23 protein-coding genes are annotated in these 23318 nt (G+C 47.1%); 17 read left to right on the forward strand and 6 right to left on the reverse strand.

Translation table 11 applies throughout. The features are described 5' to 3' along the window. The first annotated feature begins 304 nt into the window (after positions 1–304). The 3 genes from NST38_RS11885 to NST38_RS11895 all read left to right on the forward strand — a co-directional run bounded on the left by NST38_RS11885 (position 305) and on the right by NST38_RS11895 (position 2718). Positions 305–958: a hypothetical protein gene (locus NST38_RS11885; protein WP_036670421.1), complete on the forward strand. Its 654-nt coding sequence runs from the start codon at positions 305–307 to the stop codon at positions 956–958. A 111-nt stretch (positions 959–1069) separates the two neighbouring features. Next, positions 1070–2089: an acrylyl-CoA reductase family protein gene (locus NST38_RS11890; RefSeq protein WP_036670422.1), complete on the forward strand. Its 1020-nt coding sequence runs from the start codon at positions 1070–1072 to the stop codon at positions 2087–2089. Between the two features lie 74 nt (positions 2090–2163). Continuing rightward, entirely contained in the window at positions 2164–2718 is a 555-nt protein-coding gene (locus NST38_RS11895; RefSeq protein WP_076249791.1) for a hypothetical protein, read from the forward strand. Positions 2719–2795: 77 nt separating this feature from the next. Here the strand turns inward: NST38_RS11895 and NST38_RS11900 are convergent, their stop codons facing one another. Continuing rightward, complete coding sequence (locus NST38_RS11900) at positions 2796–3314, reverse strand: MogA/MoaB family molybdenum cofactor biosynthesis protein (RefSeq protein ID WP_036609234.1); 519 nt, start codon at positions 3312–3314, stop codon at positions 2796–2798. A 171-nt stretch (positions 3315–3485) separates the two neighbouring features. On the opposite strand from NST38_RS11900, the gene NST38_RS11905 reads away from it, so the two are divergent. From NST38_RS11905 to NST38_RS11935, 7 genes are all read left to right on the forward strand, one after another. Further along, the gene (locus NST38_RS11905) at positions 3486–4604 is read left to right on the forward strand and encodes a CobW family GTP-binding protein (protein ID WP_076249790.1); all 1119 of its coding nucleotides are present in this window, start codon (positions 3486–3488) and stop codon (positions 4602–4604) included. 73 nt (positions 4605–4677) lie between these two features. Next, on the forward strand, positions 4678–5013 hold the full coding sequence (locus NST38_RS11910; protein WP_036609230.1) for a four-helix bundle copper-binding protein: 336 nt from the start codon (positions 4678–4680) through the stop codon (positions 5011–5013). A gap of 535 nt (positions 5014–5548) precedes the next feature. Continuing rightward, complete coding sequence (gene argS / locus NST38_RS11915; protein WP_076249789.1) at positions 5549–7279, forward strand: arginine--tRNA ligase; 1731 nt, start codon at positions 5549–5551, stop codon at positions 7277–7279. Positions 7280–7285: 6 nt separating this feature from the next. Next, positions 7286–8341, forward strand: a complete 1056-nt coding sequence (locus tag NST38_RS11920) for an ATP-binding cassette domain-containing protein (protein WP_101313443.1) — start codon at positions 7286–7288, stop codon at positions 8339–8341. Next, the gene (locus NST38_RS11925; protein ID WP_076249787.1) at positions 8338–9048 is read left to right on the forward strand and encodes a hypothetical protein; all 711 of its coding nucleotides are present in this window, start codon (positions 8338–8340) and stop codon (positions 9046–9048) included. The genes NST38_RS11920 and NST38_RS11925 overlap by 4 nt, the downstream gene beginning before the upstream one ends. Before the next feature lie 99 nt (positions 9049–9147). Beyond that, positions 9148–9693, forward strand: coding sequence for a hypothetical protein (locus tag NST38_RS11930; protein WP_051447120.1), 546 nt, complete (start codon positions 9148–9150; stop codon positions 9691–9693). Further along, on the forward strand, positions 9690–10316 hold the full coding sequence (locus tag NST38_RS11935) for a YdcF family protein (protein ID WP_076249786.1): 627 nt from the start codon (positions 9690–9692) through the stop codon (positions 10314–10316). Before NST38_RS11930 ends, NST38_RS11935 begins: the two co-directional genes overlap by 4 nt. A 183-nt stretch (positions 10317–10499) precedes the next feature. On the opposite strand, the gene NST38_RS11940 is transcribed toward NST38_RS11935, so the two are convergent. Both NST38_RS11940 and NST38_RS11945 read right to left on the reverse strand, forming a co-directional pair. Further along, entirely contained in the window at positions 10500–12590 is a 2091-nt protein-coding gene (locus NST38_RS11940; protein ID WP_076249785.1) for an ABC transporter ATP-binding protein, read from the reverse strand. A 12-nt stretch (positions 12591–12602) separates the two neighbouring features. Next, the gene (locus NST38_RS11945; protein ID WP_076249784.1) at positions 12603–14348 is read right to left on the reverse strand and encodes an ABC transporter ATP-binding protein; all 1746 of its coding nucleotides are present in this window, start codon (positions 14346–14348) and stop codon (positions 12603–12605) included. A 486-nt stretch (positions 14349–14834) separates the two neighbouring features. Between NST38_RS11945 and NST38_RS11950 the strand changes: the two genes are divergently transcribed. Then, positions 14835–15131 (forward strand): HesB/YadR/YfhF family protein, encoded by a 297-nt coding sequence (locus tag NST38_RS11950; protein ID WP_036609218.1) that lies wholly within the window; start codon positions 14835–14837, stop codon positions 15129–15131. Positions 15132–15187: 56 nt separating this feature from the next. Further along, on the forward strand, positions 15188–15637 hold the full coding sequence (locus tag NST38_RS11955; RefSeq protein ID WP_076249783.1) for an NUDIX domain-containing protein: 450 nt from the start codon (positions 15188–15190) through the stop codon (positions 15635–15637). A gap of 98 nt (positions 15638–15735) precedes the next feature. On the opposite strand, the gene NST38_RS11960 is transcribed toward NST38_RS11955, so the two are convergent. The 3 genes from NST38_RS11960 to NST38_RS11970 form a co-directional block, all read right to left on the reverse strand. Continuing rightward, positions 15736–16248: a hypothetical protein gene (locus NST38_RS11960; RefSeq protein ID WP_036609214.1), complete on the reverse strand. Its 513-nt coding sequence runs from the start codon at positions 16246–16248 to the stop codon at positions 15736–15738. A gap of 376 nt (positions 16249–16624) precedes the next feature. Then, entirely contained in the window at positions 16625–17068 is a 444-nt protein-coding gene (locus NST38_RS11965; protein WP_036609212.1) for a DUF441 domain-containing protein, read from the reverse strand. A gap of 5 nt (positions 17069–17073) precedes the next feature. Beyond that, a complete protein-coding gene (locus NST38_RS11970) occupies positions 17074–18072 on the reverse strand; it encodes a YpdA family putative bacillithiol disulfide reductase (RefSeq protein WP_076249782.1) in 999 nt (332 codons plus the stop codon). Positions 18073–18250: 178 nt separating this feature from the next. Between NST38_RS11970 and NST38_RS11975 the strand changes: the two genes are divergently transcribed. From NST38_RS11975 to NST38_RS11995, 5 genes are all read left to right on the forward strand, one after another. After that, the gene (locus NST38_RS11975) at positions 18251–18844 is read left to right on the forward strand and encodes a DUF2087 domain-containing protein (RefSeq protein WP_076249781.1); all 594 of its coding nucleotides are present in this window, start codon (positions 18251–18253) and stop codon (positions 18842–18844) included. Between the two features lie 531 nt (positions 18845–19375). Continuing rightward, on the forward strand, positions 19376–20401 hold the full coding sequence (rsgA, locus tag NST38_RS11980; protein ID WP_370511412.1) for a ribosome small subunit-dependent GTPase A: 1026 nt from the start codon (positions 19376–19378) through the stop codon (positions 20399–20401). 56 nt (positions 20402–20457) lie between these two features. Further along, a complete protein-coding gene (locus NST38_RS11985) occupies positions 20458–20796 on the forward strand; it encodes a L,D-transpeptidase (protein WP_076249779.1) in 339 nt (112 codons plus the stop codon). Positions 20797–20958: 162 nt separating this feature from the next. Further along, a complete protein-coding gene (locus tag NST38_RS11990; RefSeq protein ID WP_076249778.1) occupies positions 20959–21498 on the forward strand; it encodes a GNAT family N-acetyltransferase in 540 nt (179 codons plus the stop codon). Between the two features lie 166 nt (positions 21499–21664). Continuing rightward, positions 21665–23140, forward strand: coding sequence for an aldehyde dehydrogenase family protein (locus NST38_RS11995; RefSeq protein ID WP_076249777.1), 1476 nt, complete (start codon positions 21665–21667; stop codon positions 23138–23140). The last annotated feature ends 178 nt before the right edge of the window (positions 23141–23318 follow it).

Genomic DNA, 23318 nt, shown 5'->3' on the forward strand with positions numbered 1-23318 from the left:
TTGAACAATTCGATGATCGCAAGAAGTAATTTCAGCTATACGCGTTCTGTCTTCTGTGAAAGTACGTCGACAGTTGATAGACGTTATTCTATATGATCCCGATGAGGTGGACCAGTGATGTAAGAAATCTCATGGACAGACTGCCATGGTAACAGGCTATACTGGAAATAGTCATGCCCAATTCAAGAGGTTGTAGGGGAAAAGTAGTAATTATTTCTCGGGAAAGCGCAGGAGCCGCCAAATTCTGCATCGCATTGTTTCAATCCCGTAGCTGTAGGGGATGAAAGTAAGAGGAGGTGCAGACATGAGATGGATATTAGGACTGGTCTGGATCGCTTTTATTGCCTATGCATTGTTGTTGGCACCGGGGCAGTCACCTGGAAGTGATCCGATATTCAAAGAACTGATTACAATGCAAAGCAAAGAGCCCTGGTTACTTACGGTATTTTCGTGGTTAGGTATTTTCCCGGCAGTTTATGCCTGTATGCTGTTAAGAACATCTGTGAAAGAACGAGGTGGCCGTGTACCGGCTTGGCCTTTTGTTATACTTTCTTTCGGATTGGGTGCTTTTACCCTTCTTCCCTATTATGCATGGTCATCATCCGCAAATAGAGCTTCGGGTTACGCAAACTTACATTTTGGTCGTCAGCGGGAGTCGGGAATTGGACGGGTAGCAGCCCACAAGCTGACGCATGTAGTCCTTCTGCTGTTAACGCTGGGGGCAGCATTCTATGCCGTGACGCAAGGTCATCCGGATGTATATATGGAAGCATTCAATCAATCTGCCTTTGTACATATCATGACGATTGATTTTGTACTGCTGACCTTACTTTCCATGATTGCGATATACAGGGATACTAAAGTGAGTCGACGTTCAGCAGCTTGGACCGCGGCAGGCATCATCCCTATTGTGGGTCCACTAATCTATCTGTTGACGCTCAGGAGAGACAGAGTTTGATCATCAATATTTGAAGAATTCCATAGGTAAACGGAGCCGTTAAGCCTGAATGCGAACAATTCATGTGCTTAATGGAAAAATATATAAAATCCAAAAGAGGAGTGGCTATAGATGATAAACCATTTTAACGCATATGTGGTCCGTAAAGAAGAACAGGGCGGAGTGAAAGCTGCTATAGAGCAATTGAAGAAGGAAGATCTGCCAAATGGAGATGTAACGGTACAGGTGCAGTATTCCAGTGTCAATTATAAAGACGGACTCGCTACCCTTGACAAAGGCGGTGTCGTTCGTGAGTACCCGATGGTACCGGGAATTGATCTGGCAGGAACGGTAGAGGAGTCGGTCAGTGGACGTTTTGCACCAGGAGATCGGGTTATCAGTACAGGATTTGAACCTGGCGTATCCCATTACGGAGGGTACAGCGAGTATGCTCGTCTGCGCAGTGAATGGCTGGTGCCTCTGCCACCGGGTCTCAATGAGAAAGAAGCCATGGCAATTGGAACTGCAGGTTTTACGGCTGCACTTTCGGTAGATGCGCTGTTACAGGCTGGAGTGACACCGGAGATGGGCAAGATTCTGGTTACGGGTGCAACGGGTGGTGTTGGCAGTATGGCAGTTGCCATTCTGGCGAAACTTGGTTTTGAAGTAACAGCCAGCACAGGCAAGAAGGATCAGGAGGAGTCATTGCTCCGAAACTTGGGCGCCTCAGAGGTTATTACTCGTGAAGAAGCTGATGCTCCAGCTAAAGGAGCCATGGGGAAACAGCTATGGGCGGGAGTTGTTGATCCAACAGGAGGACCGGCTCTTGCGGAGCGATTGAAACAGATTCAATACGGAGGTGCGGTAGCGGTATCCGGGTTAACTGGAGGCACAGCTTTTGAATCCACGGTACTTCCGTTTATTTTGCGTGGCATCCAGCTTGTTGGTATAGACTCTGTATATTGTCCGATGGAACGTCGGGAACGATTGTGGAAACTGCTCGGCGGAGAATGGAAACCAGAGCGCGCGCTGGAACTGGGAATCCGGGAGATCTCTCTAGATCAATTGCCTCTTACGCTGGAGACGATACTCCAAGGTGGTGCAGTGGGTCGTACGGTGGTCAATACAATATCAGATCTGCCATCCGCATAAGATTCTAAGTCCTTAGACATGCTAATTCTACCTGATTGGGTCACAGCACACGTGGCTGGAAAGGAAGGATTGGCATGTGGTTTGCTAGAAAAGGGCGAAGTCTGGTTGGAAAAACAATGAAGTCGGTACTTGTAAGTGGTGTGTTGATCACGAGTGTCTGGTCCCTGGCGGCTTGTTCGGCATCATCCATTGAGCAGGAGCGGAAGGTCTACACGCGCGAAGCGACGGATGAAGGAAATGTGCGGGCACAGAGTCAAGGACACGGATTAAACGGTGAATTGGTGAGTGAGATCAGTAAGAGTTTTGAAGCAAAAGGCATTCAACTTATGAATAACATGTCTGCCGATGACGACCATGGCGGGATCTCTTATATGTATTTGTTGAATGGAAGTGGCAGACACATCGTGAAAGTCCATATTTTCAGTGATGCGACAACCCGGGCGGCCAGCATGAAACAAATGTATAGTGAGAATCGTGATGAGGCTGTCTTGGAGAATGCGCTTGGCCGGACAACGATTCGTAGCAAAGGGTACGTCTCACTCGTATATACAGCTTCCGGTGGAGAAAAGGACAAGTATGAACAGGATGTTATGCAGGTGTTCCAACATGTGTTGGGGCAACTAAGGTAAGAGAAGATGGGAGCACAGAAAACTTTCAATCCTTACCGTACAGCTAAAAAATAAACCCGAAAAACCCGTCTGATCTTTCAGACGGGTTTATATATTTCACGCATCACATGCCGCAGCTCGGGCAAAATGAGTTTTTCCATGGCCAATTTGACGGCTCCTTTGGAACCCGGCATGGAGAATACGGCTGTTCGTCCAATCGTTCCAGCGACGGCTCTGCTCAGGATGGCAGCGGAACCGATATCTTCGGTGTAACTGAGAAAACGGAAGATCTCACCAAAGCCCGGGAGTTCCTTGTCGAGTAATGAGGATACTGCTTCATAAGTTGTATCTCGGGGTGCAATCCCTGTTCCGCCGCTAAGTAACACGGCTTCAATATCATCACGAACAGCTGCATCTTGCAGGATGCTTCGAATGTTCTCCGTCTCATCTGGTGTGATGATGTATTCAACAATCTGATAACCCGCTTCATTCAAAAGCTGGTGCATGAGCTGGCCACTGGTATCGGTGTCTTTAGTTCGTGTGTCAGACACTGTAACAATCATGCACGATACCGTGTCAGGGGCTTCCTGGCGATGTTGTTCCACTGAATTAGTCATGAAACTTCCTCCTTCAATCAACATGTCCTCATAGCATAGACCATCCGTTAGAATCAGGCAATGTACTGGGGAAGAGTTGAACGTTATTGCACAACGAATGCGGGATGGTGTACACTCGCTAGATATAGATAGACTAGGTTACAAGAAGGACAATCAGAGAGGTGTATACGCATGAATGAAACGATTATAAAAGAACAATCCATACCTGTATATATACTGTCAGGTTTTTTGGGGAGTGGAAAAACAACACTGCTTGTTCAGTTGATTGAACATTGGCAACAGCAGGGTTTGCGCCCCGCAGTGGTTATGAATGAGTTAGGCGATGTCAATCTGGATGGTCAGATTGTGGATTCCACCGTTCCGATGACAGAGATGTTAGGCGGCTGCATCTGTTGTACCGTACGTGGTGACTTGGGATTGCAACTTGCCGATCTCGTTCAGGAGGAATCCCCTGATGTGATCATCATTGAAGCAACCGGTGCGGCGAATCCAATGGAGATTCTGGATGCAGTAACTGAGACTTCACTTTACATGCGATTGGAACTGAAAAGTCTCATTACGGTTGTGGATGCAGCACATCTATCTGGTCTGTATCAGGAGCAGAAGGGGCAGACCTTCAAGCTAATGCAGGAGCAGATTCGTTGTGCGTCTGTGCTTCTCTTGAATAAAACGGATCGGGTGAGTGCACAGGAACTGAAGGATCTGGAGCAGCTTTTGGCAAAATGGAATGGTTTCGCACCTGTAATCCCTACGGTCAAATGTGAGGTGGAGATGGATCTGTTGCTTCGCAGCGGGGCAGACGTGCACGTACGTGATTCAGCTTCTGAAGCAGGCAAGCCGGCTCACAAAGAGCATCATGTGCATACGGAAACCTGTGGTACACATGGCTGCAATCATGGACATGAGCATACAGATCATACAGTCCAAGGCGATGCTACGAATACTGACGCATCTCATAGCCATAGTCATGACCACGGTCACGAGCATTCTGCTCCTCATGCCTCACACGAACATGTTATGGTGTATACACATTATTTCAGTCATCCGGTGAACAGTGAGGCGTTTGAACAATTTGTATCTGCTTTGCCACGGGATGTGTATCGAGCAAAAGGCATCTTATCGTTTAGTGACACGGCGAGCCGTTTCTGGTTCCAGTATGCCTACCGTGAATCGGATTACATGAAGATCACACCTCAGGGAGAGGTCCCTAATGTTGCTGTGTTTATAGGTGAACATTTTGACCAAACTGTCATTCGTGACCAATTACTGGAATTGGAAGCGATAAAGTAGGTTAGATGATTCAATATTCCTCCGAACTGGGTATTAAGATGCATAGCAAACTTTGCCTGGGGGGTAACTTTAAATGACACAACAACAATATCAACAATGTATCGATGCTTGCCTGGAGTGCATGAATGCATGCAACGTATGTTACATATCGAGTCTGAAAGAATATGATCTGGCGATGTTGCGTGATTGCATTCGTTTGAATCGGGAATGTGCAGAGATCTGCAGTTTTGCTGCACAAGCGATGACACGTGGAAGTGATTTCATTGCTGAAATATGTGAATTGTGTGTGAAAGCTTGTGAAGCTTGCGCCGCTGAGTGTGGCAAACACCACCATGATCACTGCCAAGCATGTGCAGAGGCTTGCCGCAGATGTGCAGAAGCTTGCCGGTTGATGGCAGCAGTAGCGTAAATATTATTTCACTGGAATATATAATTAAAACCTATAATGACCGTTTTCCCCTAAGGAAAGGCAGTGAACACAAGCATCTGAGACGATGTGCCTATGTGTTGCCTTTCAGTAGGGGATTTTTAATGTAGGTTGCCAAGTCTGATCGTGGTATGTATAATGATGGCAATGAATTGAAACGAAGAATATCAATGATCGGGAGAGTAGCCAGATCCATACATGACAGCGAGCCGGGAGAGGTGGAAGCCGGTATGACATGACCTGAGTGAACCGCACCCGTGAGATGGTTATCCGAAAAGATGTGCGTATCCCGACCGGGGATAGGCCATATCTGTCTGAGGGTAATCCGGCTTGCGACCGTTATACGCATCGAGCGGAACAGGTTCTACTGGTATGCATGTTGAATCATATTAGGAGTAGCTGTTCACCTAGAGTGGTACCGCGGGAACTGTTAATTCAGCTCTCGTCTCTTATTTAGAGACGAGAGCTTTTTTGTGTTTAATTTCAGCCAATAATGAATGGATAAGGAGTGTTTGACATGTTGATGAAGCAGGCTGCGGCCGATATTACCCCTTTAACGGGTTTGAATGAAGAAGAGGTTCTGAGATTACTGGAAGTCCCACCACAGGCGGAGATGGGTGATGCAGCATTCCCTTGTTTTGTATTAGCGAAGTCATTAAAAAAAGCACCGGCAGTCATTGCGACCGAGCTCGCAACGGGATTGCAGGCATCTGGAATTGAAGCGACTCCCGCCGGGCCGTATGTAAATATCCGTTTCAATCGGGAGAAGCTCGCGCCGAATCTGCTGAAAGAACTGGGGAATGCGGCATTTGGTAAGCTTCAGCTTGGTCAAGGTTCACGTGTTGTAATTGATATGTCTTCCCCTAACATCGCAAAACCCTTCGGAATTGGACATTTGCGTTCTACTGTAATCGGTGCAGCACTGTATCGGCTGTATAACGAAGCGGGTTATACCTCCGTAAGTGTGAATCACTTGGGAGACTGGGGAACCCAGTTTGGCAAGCAGATCGCAGCGTACAAACGGTGGGGCAATGATGAAGCGTTGCAGGCAGACCCGATCCGTACGTCCCTGGAACTGTATGTGCGCTTCCACGATGAGGCGGAGAACGATCCTTCTCTGGAGATTGAGGCACGCGAGTGGTTCCGCAAGCTGGAGCAAGGGGATGATGAAGCACAGCGGTTATGGGCGTTCTTTGTGGAAGTGAGCATGAAGGAATTCAACCGGATGTATGAACGCCTGAATGTACAGTTCGACCATACGCTGGGAGAAAGCTTTTACAATGACAAGATGGGCGCAGTGGTTGAAGAACTGAAGGCAAAAGGTTTACTTGAAGAGAGTGATGGAGCACTCGTGGTACGTCTGGAAGATGAGAACATGCCCCCGTGCCTGATTATCAAAAAAGATGGAACAACAATCTATCCTACTCGGGATTTGGCTACGGCAGTTTATCGTCATGAGGTGATGAAGGCAGATCGGTTGTTATACGTGGTCGGAGGCGAGCAGAGGTTACATTTCCGGCAGGTATTTGCGGTCCTATCCCGGATGGGTCATGAATGGTCTGCGAAGTGTGAACATATCCCGTTTGGATTAATGCGTTTTGAGGGACGGAAAATGTCTACCCGCCGCGGTAAAGTCGTCTTTTTGCAGGAAGTGTTGGATGAGGCAGTCGCTCGTGCTTTGCAGATTATTCAGGAGAAAAACCCGAATCTGGAGAACCCTCAGAAGGTGGCTGAGGCTGTTGGTGTAGGTGCCATTGTCTTCGGTGATCTGCGTAATAGTCGGTTAAACGATGTGGACTTCTCACTGGAAGATGCGGTGAGTTTTGAAGGGGAGACTGGACCTTATGTGCAATATACCCATGCTCGGATTCAAAGTGTGCTTGCCAAGGCAGAAGAAGCGATCCGCGTGGAAAATGAAAACCCTCTGCCTAACCCCGGCCTTGCGGATGGTGAGATTGACACAGTGACCACTCCATCCTGTGTCGGAGATACCTCATGGGCATTGCTGAAACTGCTCGGTGAATATCCCGAGTATCTTGAAAAAGCAATTCATCGGAATGAGCCTTCGGTCATTGCCAAATATACTATAGATGTCGCTCAAGCATTCAACCGTTTCTATCACGCCGAACGGATTGCAGATGCGTCATCTGATGTAAGATCCTTCAGGGTGGCATTGGCCAAACGGACTGCCGAACGCCTCGCGTACAGTTTACATTTGCTAGGTGTCCAAGCTCCAGAGCGGATGTGATCCCAGGTGATATGGAGTACACGTGGACTTTTCAAGAAAGCCAATCAAGATGTACCAGACTCATCAGGTCGAGGTATGTTGCTTCAACAAGTGAGCAAGCGATTAGGTAATGCTCAAGTACTTGATGAAATTACTCTGGAAGTGAAACAGGGCGAATGTGCTGTACTTGTTGGTAGAAACGGCTCTGGCAAAAGCACGTTGCTACGTATGTTGGCAGGTATTTTGTTACCCGATACAGGATCGATCCAGCGCACAATGAAGGGTTCTGATGGGTATGCAGTAGATGGCCTGCCACGTTTACCCTTTACCTCTGGAGAGTATTTGTGGGACATGGGTCGGATTCGGGGCATTCGCCCCGAAATACTGCATGAGCGGATTAGACAACTTAGTGAACTTTTATATCTGGATACCGCGATCGATCAGAAGTTACCCTTATTATCGAAGGGTACATTGCAAAAAGTAAATCTGATTCAGGCCCTGTTACCTGGACCGGGTGGTCTTTTGTTGCTGGATGAACCGTTGTCAGGCTTGGATATTCCAGCTCAAGAGGGCATTGTATCCTTATTGGGGCAATGGAAGGATGAAGGGACATCCATCGTTACAGCTTGTCATGAACCGTTGCTTATTGAACGTTTGGCAGACCAGGTGATTGTGTTGAAGAAAGGCCGTGTGCTCCGCTACTGGAGTCGTGAAGATATACTACAAGCTGGCGAACCCGTTGTACGTATTCAAAGTCTGACGGAAGCTGGAGAGGATCTGGCTAACGATCTATCGATTGTACAACAACCGGGAGTACTGTCTTTAGTTCCTAATACAAGTTCAGGGATATCCAATGTTTGGTTGTGGGATTGGAAAGTAGTTCAACAATCAACAGATGATGTCCTCAGAATGATTCTGGCATCCGGAGGTTCGGTTGTGTCTGTACAACAGGAAGAAAGTCAATTACATATGGAAAGTCTGCTGGAAGGACAACATCCAGCTGTACATGCGAGTCGTGGAGGTGTCACAGAATCTGTGAACTTAAGCTCTTCCATGGATGATGCGGGGGGAGAAGCTGAATGATCAATCTGACCCGATATTTGTTAAGGCATCACATTCGCTCACAGAAATATTTTGCACCGGTTATCTTTTATATCATCGCCATGCTGCTGATCTATTCCTACAAACCCAACCCTATTGCGGACAGTTACAGTGTCACGGCTATGCTGTTATTTCTGGCAGCTGCTTGGCTCGGAGTAATGGTGATGAATACCGAACCTGCAAAGCAGTATCAATTACTTGTCCTTCATGCAGGAAGCAGGCGTAAGGTTGTAACAAGTCAACTCATCTGTGCCTGGATAATGCAATTCATGCTCACCGCAATCACTGTGCTGTATCCCGTGTTCGCGGGAATGTTTGAGAGACAACCCACAGGTGAGGAGTGGATGGTGACTTGGTTAGGACATTTGGGGTTATCACTGCTGGGATTAGGCATCAGTGTATTTTTTCAAAAATCGTACATTCCCTTGCTTAGTCGAAGTATGCCTGCTCTCATTATTGTATTATTACTTTCGTTTGTTCAAGGTTCCATAAGTGAACGTTTGCCTGAATCGTTAGAATGGCTTGGCCGCATTCTTCCACCAGCCTTTTATCTGGTTCGTGAGATGATGTTATTTGATGAATTAAAGATGGGCTCTTTTGTTTCGGTTATGCTATGGACTGTGTTCTATGCATCGGTGTTACTAATCATCCATGTGTGGCTGTCCGGAAGAAGAGATCTGCGGAGTTAGAAGACGCGCTTCCCGATAACTTGAATGTTGCTCTTGGTTTGGTTAGGATAGAGTGACATGGAATGGTTAACATTGTACGGTTGAAGGGGGCGCTCGCATATGCAAAATACAGATATCCAGAATGGTGACATGCTGGACAGCGAACACTCCAGGGAATTGTTTGCCTATTACGGATTGGCAGTGTACTACGGGCAGGCGCTTGAACAGCAGCTGGTCAATCTGATTTTATTAATGAAAATGTCTCAGGGCAAAGCCGTGTCTGAAGAGGATCTGGAAGATCTGTACGAACGAAAAATGAGCAGTTCACTGGGGCAGCTCATTCACGAAGTGCGCCATCATTTTACATTCTCCGAGGAAGAGACTCTTCAATTGAATGAATTATGGCAGCAACGTAACCGTATCGTACATCATTATTTCAAGGAACGAATTCACGAGACATTCAGTCCGGAAGGACGATCACGCATGATTAAGGAATTGGAGGATTTCAAAGACCGTGCACAGGAGTTGGAGATCCGTCTTCAGCAGTATACGGGTGCATGGATTGCAGAGCTTGGTCTGGATGCCGAATCCGCAGCAGCTCTGCAAACGCTGGAGCGGATGCATACCGAGAGTATGCAAGCAAGGGCTTTGGAAGAGGATGAATGACAAGCAAACGGATAACGAAACGCTGGATATTAATGACGGCTCTGGCTGTAGTATTGGTTGGAATCCTGTGGACTGGGATTACCGCAATCCGTATATCTGCATATACGGATGAGGATTCATCCAGGATATCGGATGCAGCAATCATTCTGGGCGCAGCCGTGGCGGGGGATAACCCTTCACCTGTATTTCGCGAACGTATTGAACACGGGATTGAATTATACCGTCAGGGTACCGTTCGTAATCTGCTTTTCACAGGTGGATCAAGTGGTGATGGAGAACATACGGAAGCTGAAGTGGGTCAGAAGTATGCCATCGCACATGGAGTAGATCCTGCGGACATTCGCATAGAGACCAAATCCAGAATTACCGAGGAGAATCTAGTCAATTCAATTCCGATTGGTGAACAGGCCGGTTATCAAACCTATACGATTGTGAGTGATCCATTACATATGAAACGGGCCATGAAACTGGCTGCCGGACTGGGCATGGATGCCGTACCATCTCCGACACGAACAACGGCGTATCAAACCTGGCGCAGCAAGTTTCCTTTTCTCGCAAGAGAGACCGTGATGTACATGGGATATACGATCAAAGGATGGATAGACAATCCGCAGCAGCCATGAGGTTGCACGCGGATTGTTTTTTTGTCTGGCCTAAATAAACAGTAACGGAACCTGAATCCCGATGAAAATACAAAAAAACGATCTACACCGCAAACCCTGAGGTAACTGTGTAGATCGTTTTTTGTTTTGCCGTCGAGTACATCATTTTGATTGGTTACTTAAAGAGCTTTCTGTTTTACTCTGTTATGCATTGCCCCCGGCAAAGGAGGTTGAGGTTGGAACGGAATCACCTGACGGATTCTCGAGCGTTGCGACCGCCGCTGCTTGCGCACCTTGCTGGAGCTGATACATTTTATAATAGCGGCCTTTAAGCTCCATCAGTTCATCATGTGCACCTTGCTCAACGATACGCCCGCGATGCAGAACCAGAATCTGATCTGCCGAACGAATGGTAGACAGACGGTGAGCAATGATGAAGGTGGTACGTCCTTTTTTGAGGACTTCGAGTGCGTTCTGAATCAATGCTTCCGTTTCCGTATCAATATTGGCAGTCGCTTCATCCAAAATGAGGATGGCCGGATCAAACGCCAGTGCACGAGCGAAGGAGATCAACTGACGCTGTCCAGCAGACAATGTGCTTCCTTTTTCGATGACAGGTTCGTCAAAGCCTTGAGGCAAATGAGCCAGGATACGTTCAGCGCCTACATCACGCAGCGCCTGTTCAATTCGCTCACGGGAGATCTTTTCATCGCCGAGACTGACGTTGGAAGCAATGGTGCCTGTGAACAGATACGGGTCCTGCAATACAATCCCCATATGCTCGCGAATCCACTGTTTAGGCAGATCTTTGACGTTCTGACCGTCAATTGTAATCTTGCCTTTTTGCGGATCATAGAACCGGAACAGCAGGTTGATGATTGAGCTTTTGCCCGAACCGGTATGACCGACCAGAGCGACCGTCTGACCTTGGGATGCTTTAAACGAGATATTGTTGAGCACATAATCCTTTTTATAGGCAAAGGATACATCATCGAAGACAACATTCCCTTTGTATCTTGGCATAGAGCCATCGGTTACGGCTTCTCCCTTTTCATCCATCAGCTCAAAGACGCGACCAGCGGATACGAGGGAGGAGTCCAGGTTGGCGAGCTGATTGACCATGCCGGTAATCGGCTGGAACAAGCGGCCAAGGACATCAACGAAGGCATACAGAACACCCAGGGAGATAATACTTGTGCCATCCAACACACTGGAACCAAAATACCACAGGACCACCGCAAAGGCGATATTCCGTAATACGTTAACCAAGTTGTGTGAAGTGAAGGCATTCAGGTTCAGCATTTTGTTCTGGTGTTTCATATAGTCATCATTCAGATCTTCGAATTCCTGTTTGGTTTGTTTCTGATGGCGGAATACGCGGATAATGGACATCCCCTGAATGGACTCGTTAATGATTGCATTGATCTCACTCAGTCGGGATCGAATGATCGTGTTGTAACGAGTAGCGAATTTGCGATAGAGCACAATCCATGTAATGAGCATCGGCACAACGAATAATGAAATCAGGCCGAGGCGAACATCGAGCAGGAAGAGTGCGACATATACACCTGTAATCGTGATGATACCTGAGAAAAAGTTCGAAAGAACGGCAACGAACAGATCCTTGACGGCTTCTGTATCGTTTGTGACCCGAGATACAACTTTACCTGCGGGCAGGTTATCAAAAAAGTGCACCGGCAGTCGCTGAATATGGGCATACACATCGTTACGCAATCTTTGAATGACCTTGTTGGCCGAGGATTGCAGCCAGAATGTTTTACCAAACTCCATAATGACCGAGATCACGAGGAAGATCATGTAATACACAATTAATTGATAGATGCTGGGCATCTCCGGTTTGTAAAAAGCAAACAGTTCACCAGCGGACAGGGGGGTTGCTGCATATTGGCCTGTCACTTCACCTGCGCGTGTAACCGTGAGGGTTCCATCCGTATATGTGCGGTCCCCGTCAGGTGCGCTTACCGGTTCGTTTACAAAATAAAAACTTCTGCCGGCTTGTAATACCCGGACTTCGGAACCTTTGTTTTCATCCGGTGCGAACAAGCCTTCGCGTTTGTAATTCTTACCGTTGTAGACTGCGGCTTCATCTGAAGCTGTTGTCTCATAGAAAGGCTGCTCAATCGCGAGCAAGTGATTGTCAATCATCGATTTGGCGATGAACGGCCCGGCAAGCTCGGCCGCAACCCCAATGGTAAGCATAATTAATGCAGCAATAAATGTTCCTTTGGCTTTCAAGGCGTAATCAAGCAGCCTTTTGCCTGTATTAGACTTCAATGAATTGACCTCCTACGTGGACAGATTGGACTCGACCTGTTGCCGTTCATACTGTTCACGGTACCAGCCGTTCATGGCTAACAGTTCCTGGTGAGTGCCTTCTTCCGTAATTTTCCCGTGCTCCAGTACGATGATTCGGTCAGCATGTTCAATAGCAGACAGGCGATGAGTCGAGATCAGCGTGGTTTTTCTCGAGCGTTTGTTGCGTATATTTTCAATGATTTTGGCTTCAGTACGTGCATCGACAGCAGATAAGGCATCATCGAGGATCAGGATATCAGGATTAGCAATAAAGGCACGCGCCAGCGATACCCGCTGTTTCTGTCCACCGGACAGAGAGATTCCTTTTTCACCAACAAGTGTATCCAGTCCATCGGATAAGGTTCCCAGATCCCCGTCAAAAGCGGCGGTACGAATGGCTTCCAGGATGACTTCATCACTGGCCCCAGGTTGACCGAATTGAATGTTCTGACGAACTGATTTGGAGAACAGAACTTGTTCCTGTGGTACGTACCCGATCCAGCTGTGCAAGTCATCTTTGGCGATATCCTGAATCGGATGACCCGAGATGCTTAATGTGCCCGAACCGGCAGGGTATTCATGAAGTAGTTGTTTGAGCAAAGTAGACTTACCGCTACCCGTACGACCCACAACACCCAATGTTTGACCCCGTCGTAGCGAAAAGCTGATGTGACTGAGATTGTCGACAGTGGAACTTGGGTAACGGAATGTAACATCCTGCATCGCAATTTCTTCTGGATTCGTAACGTGAGCAGGTTGCTCCACATCTTGTACGGCAGGTTCTACCGATAGTGTCTCGTTGACCCGATCAAGCGAAGCGCTACCACGTTGCATCAGGTTAATTAATTCGCCGATGGCAAACATGGGCCAGATCATCATCCCCAGGTACATGTTAAACGATACGAGATCCCCCAGGGTAATTTCATTATGAAATACAAGATATATGCCGTAGGCAAGTGCAATTACATAACTGAGTCCTACGAAGAGCCGGATGGTGGGTTCGAATAGGGCATCCATTCTGGCAACAGCCAGGTTTTTGCGATACACATCTTCGGTCACGTCGGCGAACCGTTTCTCGTCCAGACGTTCCTGCACATAGGCACGCACGACACGAATCCCGGCGATGGATTCCAGCACCTGGTCGTTCATATCTCCGAATGCATCCTGTGCCAGGGTGTAACGTTGATGTACAGCTTTACCATAGATCATCATGGCAATGGCGATAAAAGGTAATGGCAGGATTGCCGCCAGGGTCAGTTTCCAGCTGACCAGGAAACCCATGGCGAACAATACGGTGGCCAGAAAGGCCGTAGAGTCTGTTAAGGTCAGCATGCCAAAGCCTGCTGTAGTAGCAATGGAACGAAGATCATTGGTGGCCCGAGCCATCAGATCTCCTGTTCTGTTTTTCTCAAAAAAGGGAGGAGTCATCCGTAACAAGTGGTCCATAAAGCGTGAACGAAGCAGCCGCTCCACCAGGTTGGCACCACCAAACAGTTTGTGCATCCAAACGTATGTAACCAGATAGATAATGATGACCGTTCCCAGAATAAGCAAAATATAACGGGTAAGTGAGGTGCCGGTAATGGAACCGCGCACAATCTCGTCGATGGCATTACCAAGAAGACGAGGAGGCAGGAGTTCGGCAATGCCCACCAGAATAAGCAAGATGACACCGGTTAGGTATCGTTTGCGTTCCAGCCGGAAGAACCAGGCCAGGTTTTTAAGTACAGAGAACAAGTGTTATCCCTTCCTTTCGATGTCCGAGAAATGCAAATTCCGTTCATGAATGCCGAAATGTACCCACAAAAAAAGACATACCGCACGCAGGCGGTATGTCTTCATATAATCATACGGCAGCATGGCTCAGAGAACAGAGCCGCCACCATATATAAGTTCGATTGTGAGTAAACATCACAGAGGTTCTAATGAAAGAACGCCTTGTCATGCCGACTTATGAACGGAATAATGATTTCGGGTGTGCTCCGGTATTTAGTTGTGCGTTGAATTGACCTATCATATGTTTGTTAAACACCGTAATCACCCTTTCTTTTTTTGGAAATAAATACAATGTAGACCTCGTATGTTTGCATCTTAACACCGGCTTTTACAATCTGTCAAACATTTTTCACAACTTATTTTGTCTTTATGTGGTCACTCGGGTTTGTATTCAAGTCCCTGTCGAGATATGATGGAACATATATATACAGAAGGAGCTGACACCAAATGAGTACCATACATGTATCCGATCAAGCTGCTCGCTGGTACAAGGAAGAACTGAATTTGAACGAGGGAGACAGCATTCGATTTTTTGCCCGTTATAGCTCTGGCGGAGGTCTTCACCCTGGATTTTCGCTAGGTATTGCTGTGGAGAAACCAAGACATCCTGCGGATCAAACCGAAGTGTCGGGGATTCAATTTTTTATGGAAGATCACGATTATTGGTATCTGAAAGGCCACCAACTGCATGTGGATATCGTTGATGAAGGTCAGGATATCGAATATCGTTATACGGAAGTCTAAGCAATAGATGGATTACAGGTCGCCACCGGCTTCCGAGTAGGAGGAGGGGATAAGCAGTGAATCTGCCACCACGAGATTTGGCCCAGTATATCGCAAAACGCTCTCATATTGTTGTAAAAGCGGCGGTGCGGGCTGAGAACGAACAAGGTGAATTACTGCTGATTCAACATGCTGAACATGGTCACTGGCGGTTGCCAGCAGGTGAGATGCGCCCGGGTGAGGCTATTGACGATGCTGCACATCGGGAGTTATGGGAAGAGACAGGTTGGACTGCTGATACCATGACACTGGAAGATCTCTATTCGGGGCCTGACCTTCGGTATTTGCATTCAAGCGGAGATGAAGAGTATTATGTCATTGCTCTTTTCCGGACAGTGATCATTCAGGATGACCTTGTGGAGTCGCGTGTAAATAGTGATGCAGGTCTGAAGTTTTTTGCACTGGAGTCGTTACCACCTCTTAATCAGATTAGCCGAATCCTGTTAGCGAGGGATATTGCAGAATAAAATAAGTATTGACGCAAAAAAATGACCTTGGCATGCACGATAAAGTGGATGCCAAGGTCATTTTTTTAAAAATCCGATTCACGTGCTCAGAGCATGAATTACACCTGATCGAGAGGTTCATCATCCATCGCAAAATCAAAATCATCAATATCAAATACCTGTACAGGTGATTCAGACTCAATTATGCGTGCAATCAGTTCAACCTGATCGGTGAGAATCGGGATACTCAGGCGCTGAGATGTCAGCAGCAGTTCGGTCTCAATGGGATCGAAATACTCCCCGTACTGTGCCGTATCTATTGCATTGATAATGGCAATGGATACTTGGTCACCAAATAAAATGGAGGGGCTTTTGGCCCATGGAACAAGTAACGCACGCTCTATTTTTTTCTTATTCAGCGGTTCCTCGAAATAAGAAATCATTTCATTGATTTTGGATTTCACATGCTGATCATCTGCCGGGTTATCCATCATGGGATCAGGACTGGTCTGGAATTCATATAGCTCAAGGATGGTGGTATAAGGAACAATATATTCAACAGGCGCGGGCGGCGCTAGCAATTGACCGTAAATGGCCACCATCACGGCTTCTGTAATAAACTGACGTGACATGGTTCCTTAATCCTCCTGCGCCATTAATAGTTGCAAAGTGAATCTATATTTCATGCAACAGCATAACCATAATAGTACGTGTTCAAAAAGGACGGTTTTCAGTACCGAGAAGATGGGATGAAGCTAGAAATGGAGTAGCGGAGCGTAGGGAAAACTACGTGAGCAACGGACATTTCGGCTGAATTCCATATTCGATGCTGATGATGCCTCTAGGCATCCTTCGTAATCAAAAGCGGACTTTTTGAACAACCTCTAATGTGGATTATTCTGTTGTAGACTCGTGTACACAATTTGCATGAATAGAAGTATATCACACAACGGTGGGAAATACAGCCAATCTGCATAGCATGTCAGGTCACAACCTTCACAACTTGAATCAGGATTTGCCCAGGAGCAATGATAAAATTCCCGCCGCAATCAATGGACCCACAGGTACACCCTTGAACAGGGCAACCCCAAGTACCGTTCCGATTAACAGCCCTGCAACGACAGTTGGCTGTGTACCCATCAACGTAGCGCCACGTCCTCCGAGATATGCCACCAGTAATCCTACGCCAATGGCGAGCAGGGACTTCCAGTGTAGGAAAGACTCACCGATCGTCTGCAGACTCATCTTGCCACTGGCAAGAGGTGCCATCACGCCAATGGTCAGAATGATAATGCCCAGTGTAAGTCCGTATTTTTCAAGCCATGGAAATGCCTGATTCAGGTTCAGGACTCGTAGCAACAACAGAAATACCATCGCTACAGTCACAGGTGTGTTGCTGCTGATAATCCCGAGAGCCGCAAATACGAGCAACAGCAGGGAAGTCATATCCATTGTTTTCATTTCCCTTCAGTCTGTCCACGTTGTTTGCTAACGATATGTTCCGCAATGTACCGTCCATGCCAGCGTCCGGATTCAATAAAGACTTCATTGGCATTACGACCCGAAGCGATGACTCCACCCACATATACACCAGGTACGCTGCTTTCCATCGTTTGTGCATCATATAGAGGTTTATCCATATCATCAGACATCTCCACACCTACCGACGTGAGTAGTTGACGATCTGGACGGAAACCGGTCATTGCCAGTACGAAGTCATTATCCAGTTCCCGAGTGGAACCATCCGTGTGTATCAGACGAATCGAATCATCGAGTATTTCATTCACGCGTGATTCCAGGTGGAGTGTGATATGACCTTTTGTCACCATGCTCTCGAATAGCGGGCGTACCCATGGTTTAATATGCTGGGACAGACCACTGCCGCGATAAACCATATCAATATGTGCTCCGACCCGAACCAGTTCCATGGCCGCATCCACGGCTGAGTTGCTTCCGCCAATAATGGCGACACGTGTACGGGTATACGGGTGGGCTTCCCGGAAGTAGTGGGTTACCTTATCTTTATCTTCTCCAGGGATGCCCAGATAGTTAGGATGGTCAAAATAACCGGTAGCTACAACTACATTGCGTCCAACATGTACGATGGCTTCCCCGCGGCGATTGAGCGTATGTACCTCAAACGTACCATCATCCTTGCGTTTAATTTCACGGGCTTCCTCATAGTTATGAACACGCAGACCAAAATGTTCGGCTACCCTGCGATAATAGGCAAGTGCTTCATAACGAAACGGTTTATCATTAGGTGTACTGAACGGAACGTTTCCGATCTCAAGCAGCGGGGCTGTGCTGAAAAACTGCATATGGGTTGGATACAGATAAATAGATTGAACGATATTGTATTTCTCAACGATCACAGCGGACAGTCCCAGCCGCTCACATTCAATTGCAGCAGACAGACCGCATGGGCCTCCGCCGATAATAATGACATCTTCCATGTTCTTAATCCTCCTTATTTCAAGCAATATAATCCTACCGTAAATAACGAGCCAATGCCAGTTCAAGCGTGGAGTTTAATTAGACAAGCTTACTTGAAACCAAAGGAGTTGACGTGCAGAGAAGAAAAGACTAATATCAAATTAGATATATATCTAATTGAAAGCGAGATGAACGATGATGCAGCTGGAGAAAATTGTGGCTTATCATAAAGCGTTGGCTGACCCGACCCGGCTTCGCATGCTGCTGTTATTGGCACAGGGTGAACTGCACGGACAGGCACTTGCCGAGCGACTGAATCTGTCACAGCCAACCGTGACACATCATGCATCCAAGCTGAGAGAGGCGGCGCTGATTAAGGAACGACGGGAGAAAAATACAGTGTATTTCACACTCAATCCTTCGTTTATCCGCGAGAATGCACAGGCTTCGGTTGATTTTATCTTTAATCGAGAGGAGGTTGCGGATATGAGTGATGTGAACGAAACACTGAAAGCGTCGGTCATGAGAAATTTTTTCTCCAAAGATGGACGACTGCGTCAGATTCCGGCTCAATACAAGAAAAAACTGATTGTACTTGGTCATCTGGTCGAGCAGCTTGAATTTGGTCGGAAGTATACGGAAAAAGAAATCAATACATTTATAAAGCAATACCATGAAGACTTTGCCACGATTCGGCGGGAATTTATCATGCATCAGTTCATGTATCGGGAAGAGGAGATCTATGAATTGAATCCGAAGGAAATGTGGACACGCTGGGATCAGGTCAAATAGAGTAGCTGGTGGTAAAAAAGTTTGGGCTTGACAACTGTAAAGCTCAGTGTGTAACATAATGGATAATTCTACAAGGGAGGCGATTGTTTATGACAAATTTAAATGCAGTATACGTTAATTTGAATATGAACAGCGTCTCCGGAACGGATCAAAGCATGTAATTTTGCGTTAGCTGGATAGCAGTATCCATTGTAACGTGAAGTAGCGCATGCTCACATGAAGCCACGGGTGACGCACCCGTGGCTTTTTTGTTTGCCGATAAAAGGGTGTTCCTGAATTGTTTATATCGGATGGTTAAGTATTTTATCCGGTAGATCTACAAGAAGGGATGATCTTTGATTCGGTTAACTGCTTATTGCCGCGGGTGTATTTCTACCCGTGGTTTTTTGTTTTGATCTGAACCGGAGATGATTGTTCACTCGGCTTGAATGAAGTAAACAACTTATTTTGGGAGGGATTTTTATTTTAGATAACCATATTGAGAAGTACGGCTGGTCTGCAAAGTGGCAGGAACTGTGGCAAGAGACAGGGATGGAAGAGCAGGAGAGAAAGCCAGCCAGAATTATCGCAGACCATGGACATCTGCAACGTTTGATTACAGAAGAGGGCGAATGCTGGGGAAGAATTTCGGGCCGAATGCGTCATGATAGTCTGGAGACCAGCTTGGTACCAGCGGTTGGAGATTGGGTGGCCATTACAGGTCAGGCAGGTGAAGAAGCAATTATTCACAATCTGGTGTCCCGTCGGAGCAGGGTATCGAGACAGGCGGCAGGTCCAGTGACCAAGGAACAATTAATCGCCGCAAACGTAGATACACTGTTAATCGTGGCTGCACTTAATCATGATTTCAACCTTAGACGACTCGAAAGGTACGTGATGATGGCTTGGAATGGTGGCGTAAGGCCAGTCATTGTTCTGAGCAAAAGTGATCTGTGCAACAATGTGGAAGAACAGATCCGAAGTGTAGAGGGAATTGCTCCAGGCGTTGAAGTGCTTGCGATATCTGCAGTGGAGGGTCAAGGGAAATCCTTACTGGAACGATATTTGCAGCCAGGGCTGACTGTTGCGCTCACAGGATCTTCTGGCAGTGGCAAGTCGACGCTGGTGAACTGGATGATGGGTGAGGATGTGCAGCTTACGCAATCCGTCCGCGAGGGAGACAGCCGTGGGAGACATACGACAACACACCGGGAGATGTTTGTACTTCCACAGGGAGCCGTATTGATCGATACTCCAGGAATGCGCGAGCTTAATCTCTGGGATGAGGGCAATGATGGGCTGTCGCATGCTTTTGGAGAAATTGAAGAACTTGCCGCCACGTGCCGATTTCTGGATTGCAGTCATACACGGGAAGCTGGATGTGCAGTGAAAGAGGCCATACAGGATGGTTCATTGGATGAAAAAAGACTGAATAATTATCTGAAAATGCAGAAGGAATTGCAATATCAGCAACGCAAGGAAGAAGTGGCATCCAGAAGGCGTACCGCCTCCAGCAAACCGGCCAATAGTCGCAAACCCAAGCACTCCCATAGTGTGAAAGAGTGGGAGGAAGCCTGAAATCAGGCGGGCATCATCCGGTATCTTGCATAAGATAGGTCAGGAGGGATGTCATTATGCCAGATTACAGGATTATTGTAGATCTGTCTGACCACATGTTATATCTTCTGGATGGCAATCAGGTGATTAAGGGCTATCCTGTGGCCACCGGCAAGATGCTCACGCAGACTCCAAACGGGGAGTTCACTATTATTAACAAACAATCGAATCCAGGTGGGCCATTTGGCGTGTTCTGGATGGGACTGTCTGCTCCCCATTATGGCATACACGGAACCAATGAGCCTTGGTCTATTGGCAAATCCGTCTCCCATGGTTGTATACGCATGTACAACTCGGATGTACTGGATCTGTCTTCCAAGGTATCTGTAGGCACCAGGGTAACGATCCGGCCGTAGGGCCGGATTTTACTTTATAAGAGGTAGTTCAAAAAGTCCACTTTTGATTACGAATCATGCCTAGCGGCATCAGGACTGAAGTGGATGAATTTGGAATTATAGAAAGAAGAATATATAATATGGTAAATCTAAGGGAGTTGCGTGAGAAAGTGAGTGATAGCTATGCTGATCAGGCGGGCGCGTGAAGGGGATGCGCAGGGGATAGCCCATGTACATACGGAGAGTTGGAAAACAACGTATCGGGGAATTGTGCCCGACGATTTTTTGGATCATTTGACTACAGAATCAAGATTGTCCCAGTGGGAAAAGAATATTCGCTGTGGCGAAAAGGATCAGATCCTGGTGGTAGCTGAACAGGATGATGGGAACATTGTCGGATTTGCTTGTGGGGGTAAGGAACGTGAAGGCAAATTACCTTATGATGGGGAGTTGTACGCTATATATTTGCTGAGGGAAGTGCAACAAACGGGGATAGGTCAGCAACTCGCGACACATGTCGTTCATCATCTGCAGACCCACAATATGAAACGTTTGATCATATGGGCTTTGGAGCGTAATTCAGCTTGTCGCTTCTATGAAAAGATGGGAGGCACTCCAGTCCAGACACAGTCCCTCCGCATTGGTGGTCAAGATCTGATCGAAGTTGGCTACGTATGGGAAGATCTGAGCCTCTTTGGAGAGAAGAGCCTGCCTGACAGATGAAAGACTTACAGGGCGGCAAAATACTGTGGGTTGTGTTGTTTCCTTATGCTTAAGGAATGGAAGGTTAATTCAGGTCTTCACGTTTGCGTATTTCTGAACAAGGTTAATGATGTATTACACCGTTGTGCAGGTGTGACATTTAATCTTGATCAGGAGGCGTATTCACATGACTTTAATAGACACTGAACATATAACATGGACGAAACAATATATTAATGGCAGCTGGGTAGAAGGCTCCGGTGAGAAAACAATGGAGAATATCAATCCTTATACGGGAGAAGTTATTGCCACATGGCGCTCTTCCAATAAGAAAGACATAGATAAGGCTTATGAGTCAGCTCAGAAAAATTCGATTGAATGGGCAAAGTCATTACCTGCTGCGAAAGAAGAGGTATTGCGTAAAGTTTCATCCCTGATGGCGGAGCGAAAAGAGGAGATCATTCAACTGTTGATCACGGAATCCGGGAGTACCCGAATCAAATCGGAGGCGGAGTTTGCAGCGGCTAAACGGATTGTGGATGAAGCAGCATCTTTTCCTTATCGCATGAAGGGTGAGATCATCCCGTCCAACACCCCTGGCAAAGAGAACCGTGTGATTCGTGAGCCGAAGGGAGTGATTGGTGTTATCGGGCCGTGGAACTTCCCTTTGCATCTATGCCTGCGATCTGTAGCTCCAGCGATTGCCCTTGGTAATGGTGTGGTGATTAAACCAGCATCAGACACTCCGATTACGGCAGGTTGGCTCATTGCCGATTTGTTTGAACAGGCTGGTCTGCCTGAGGGCGTGCTAAATGTCGTTGCGGGAAGTGGCAGCGAAATCGGGGATTACTTTGTCGCTCATCCGGTTCCCAAAGTGATTTCATTTACGGGTTCCACAGAAGTTGGACAAGGGATCGGTAAACTGGCGGGTGAACATTTAAAAGAAACGGCACTGGAACTTGGAGGCAACAACGCGATGGTTGTGCTGGAAGATGCGGACATTGAACGTGCTGCTGAAGCGGCGGTCTTTGGCAAGTTTCTGCATCAGGGACAGATCTGCATGGCTCTGAATCGTATCATTGTGCATGCCGATATTTACGATAAGTTCGTCGAATCATTTGTTGCCAAAACGAAGAATGTCCAGGCAGGTGATCCAGCGGATGCCAAAACACTCGTGGGTCCTCTCATTCGGGAAAAAGAGGTAGAACGATTACAGGAGCTTGTGAACAAAACCAAAGCTGAAGGAGCCCGGTTATTGCTCGGAGGGTCCAGTAAAGGCAGTGTGCTTTCTCCTACTGTACTTGCCGATGTCAAACCTGAACAGGATATCGTGCAGCAGGAATTGTTTGGCCCAGTGGCAGTGATCATGAAGGCTCATGATGAGCAGGAAGCTGTACGTTTGGCGAATGATACGCCTTATGGACTTAGTGGTTCCGTATTCACCAAAGATCTGAATCGAGGATATCAGGTTGCCCAGCGCATTGAATCGGGTATGGTGCATGTAAATGATCAGTCTGTGAACGATGAAGCGCATGTGATGTTTGGAGGTGAAAAAGCTTCAGGGATTGGACGTTTCGGTGGGGATTGGGCCATTGAGAAGTTTACACGTACTCGGTGGATCAGCCTTCAGCACCAATATCGGGAATATCCAGGAGTGAAATAAGTCGAAAAAGAGTAAATTAGCAGGGGCATTTATGAATGATTAGGGTGGGTTACAAAAAGATCGACAAATCATGCGAAAGTCCGTCTCCAGCTTGGTGGGACGGGCTTTTTGCACAATATTACACCTTGGCAAAATACGGCTTAATATAAGAGCGGAAAAGCTGTTTGGGGCTGACGCT

The sequence above is a fragment of the Paenibacillus sp. FSL H8-0104 genome, assembly GCF_038050215.1.
GTDB lineage: Bacteria > Bacillota > Bacilli > Paenibacillales > Paenibacillaceae > Paenibacillus > Paenibacillus amylolyticus.

Excerpts from the sequence above, each read along its gene's own strand:
- NST38_RS11960 (WP_036609214.1), bottom strand. The coding sequence starts at position 16,248 with ATGTCACGTCAGTTTATTACAGAAGCCGTGATGGTGGCCATTTACGGT.
- NST38_RS11925 (WP_076249787.1), top strand. The coding sequence starts at position 8,338 with ATGATCAATCTGACCCGATATTTGTTAAGGCATCACATTCGCTCACAG.
- argS (WP_076249789.1), top strand. The coding sequence starts at position 5,549 with ATGTTGATGAAGCAGGCTGCGGCCGATATTACCCCTTTAACGGGTTTG.
- NST38_RS11950 (WP_036609218.1), top strand. The coding sequence starts at position 14,835 with ATGAGTACCATACATGTATCCGATCAAGCTGCTCGCTGGTACAAGGAA.
- rsgA (WP_370511412.1), top strand. The coding sequence starts at position 19,376 with ATGGAAGAGCAGGAGAGAAAGCCAGCCAGAATTATCGCAGACCATGGA.
- NST38_RS11965 (WP_036609212.1), bottom strand. The coding sequence starts at position 17,068 with ATGGATATGACTTCCCTGCTGTTGCTCGTATTTGCGGCTCTCGGGATT.
- NST38_RS11910 (WP_036609230.1), top strand. The coding sequence starts at position 4,678 with ATGACACAACAACAATATCAACAATGTATCGATGCTTGCCTGGAGTGC.
- NST38_RS11900 (WP_036609234.1), bottom strand. The coding sequence starts at position 3,314 with ATGACTAATTCAGTGGAACAACATCGCCAGGAAGCCCCTGACACGGTA.
- NST38_RS11930 (WP_051447120.1), top strand. The coding sequence starts at position 9,148 with ATGCAAAATACAGATATCCAGAATGGTGACATGCTGGACAGCGAACAC.
- NST38_RS11895 (WP_076249791.1), top strand. The coding sequence starts at position 2,164 with ATGTGGTTTGCTAGAAAAGGGCGAAGTCTGGTTGGAAAAACAATGAAG.
- NST38_RS11890 (WP_036670422.1), top strand. The coding sequence starts at position 1,070 with ATGATAAACCATTTTAACGCATATGTGGTCCGTAAAGAAGAACAGGGC.
- NST38_RS11985 (WP_076249779.1), top strand. The coding sequence starts at position 20,458 with ATGCCAGATTACAGGATTATTGTAGATCTGTCTGACCACATGTTATAT.
- NST38_RS11885 (WP_036670421.1), top strand. The coding sequence starts at position 305 with ATGAGATGGATATTAGGACTGGTCTGGATCGCTTTTATTGCCTATGCA.
- NST38_RS11905 (WP_076249790.1), top strand. The coding sequence starts at position 3,486 with ATGAATGAAACGATTATAAAAGAACAATCCATACCTGTATATATACTG.
- NST38_RS11970 (WP_076249782.1), bottom strand. The coding sequence starts at position 18,072 with ATGGAAGATGTCATTATTATCGGCGGAGGCCCATGCGGTCTGTCTGCT.
- NST38_RS11995 (WP_076249777.1), top strand. The coding sequence starts at position 21,665 with ATGACTTTAATAGACACTGAACATATAACATGGACGAAACAATATATT.
- NST38_RS11975 (WP_076249781.1), top strand. The coding sequence starts at position 18,251 with ATGCAGCTGGAGAAAATTGTGGCTTATCATAAAGCGTTGGCTGACCCG.
- NST38_RS11990 (WP_076249778.1), top strand. The coding sequence starts at position 20,959 with ATGCTGATCAGGCGGGCGCGTGAAGGGGATGCGCAGGGGATAGCCCAT.
- NST38_RS11935 (WP_076249786.1), top strand. The coding sequence starts at position 9,690 with ATGACAAGCAAACGGATAACGAAACGCTGGATATTAATGACGGCTCTG.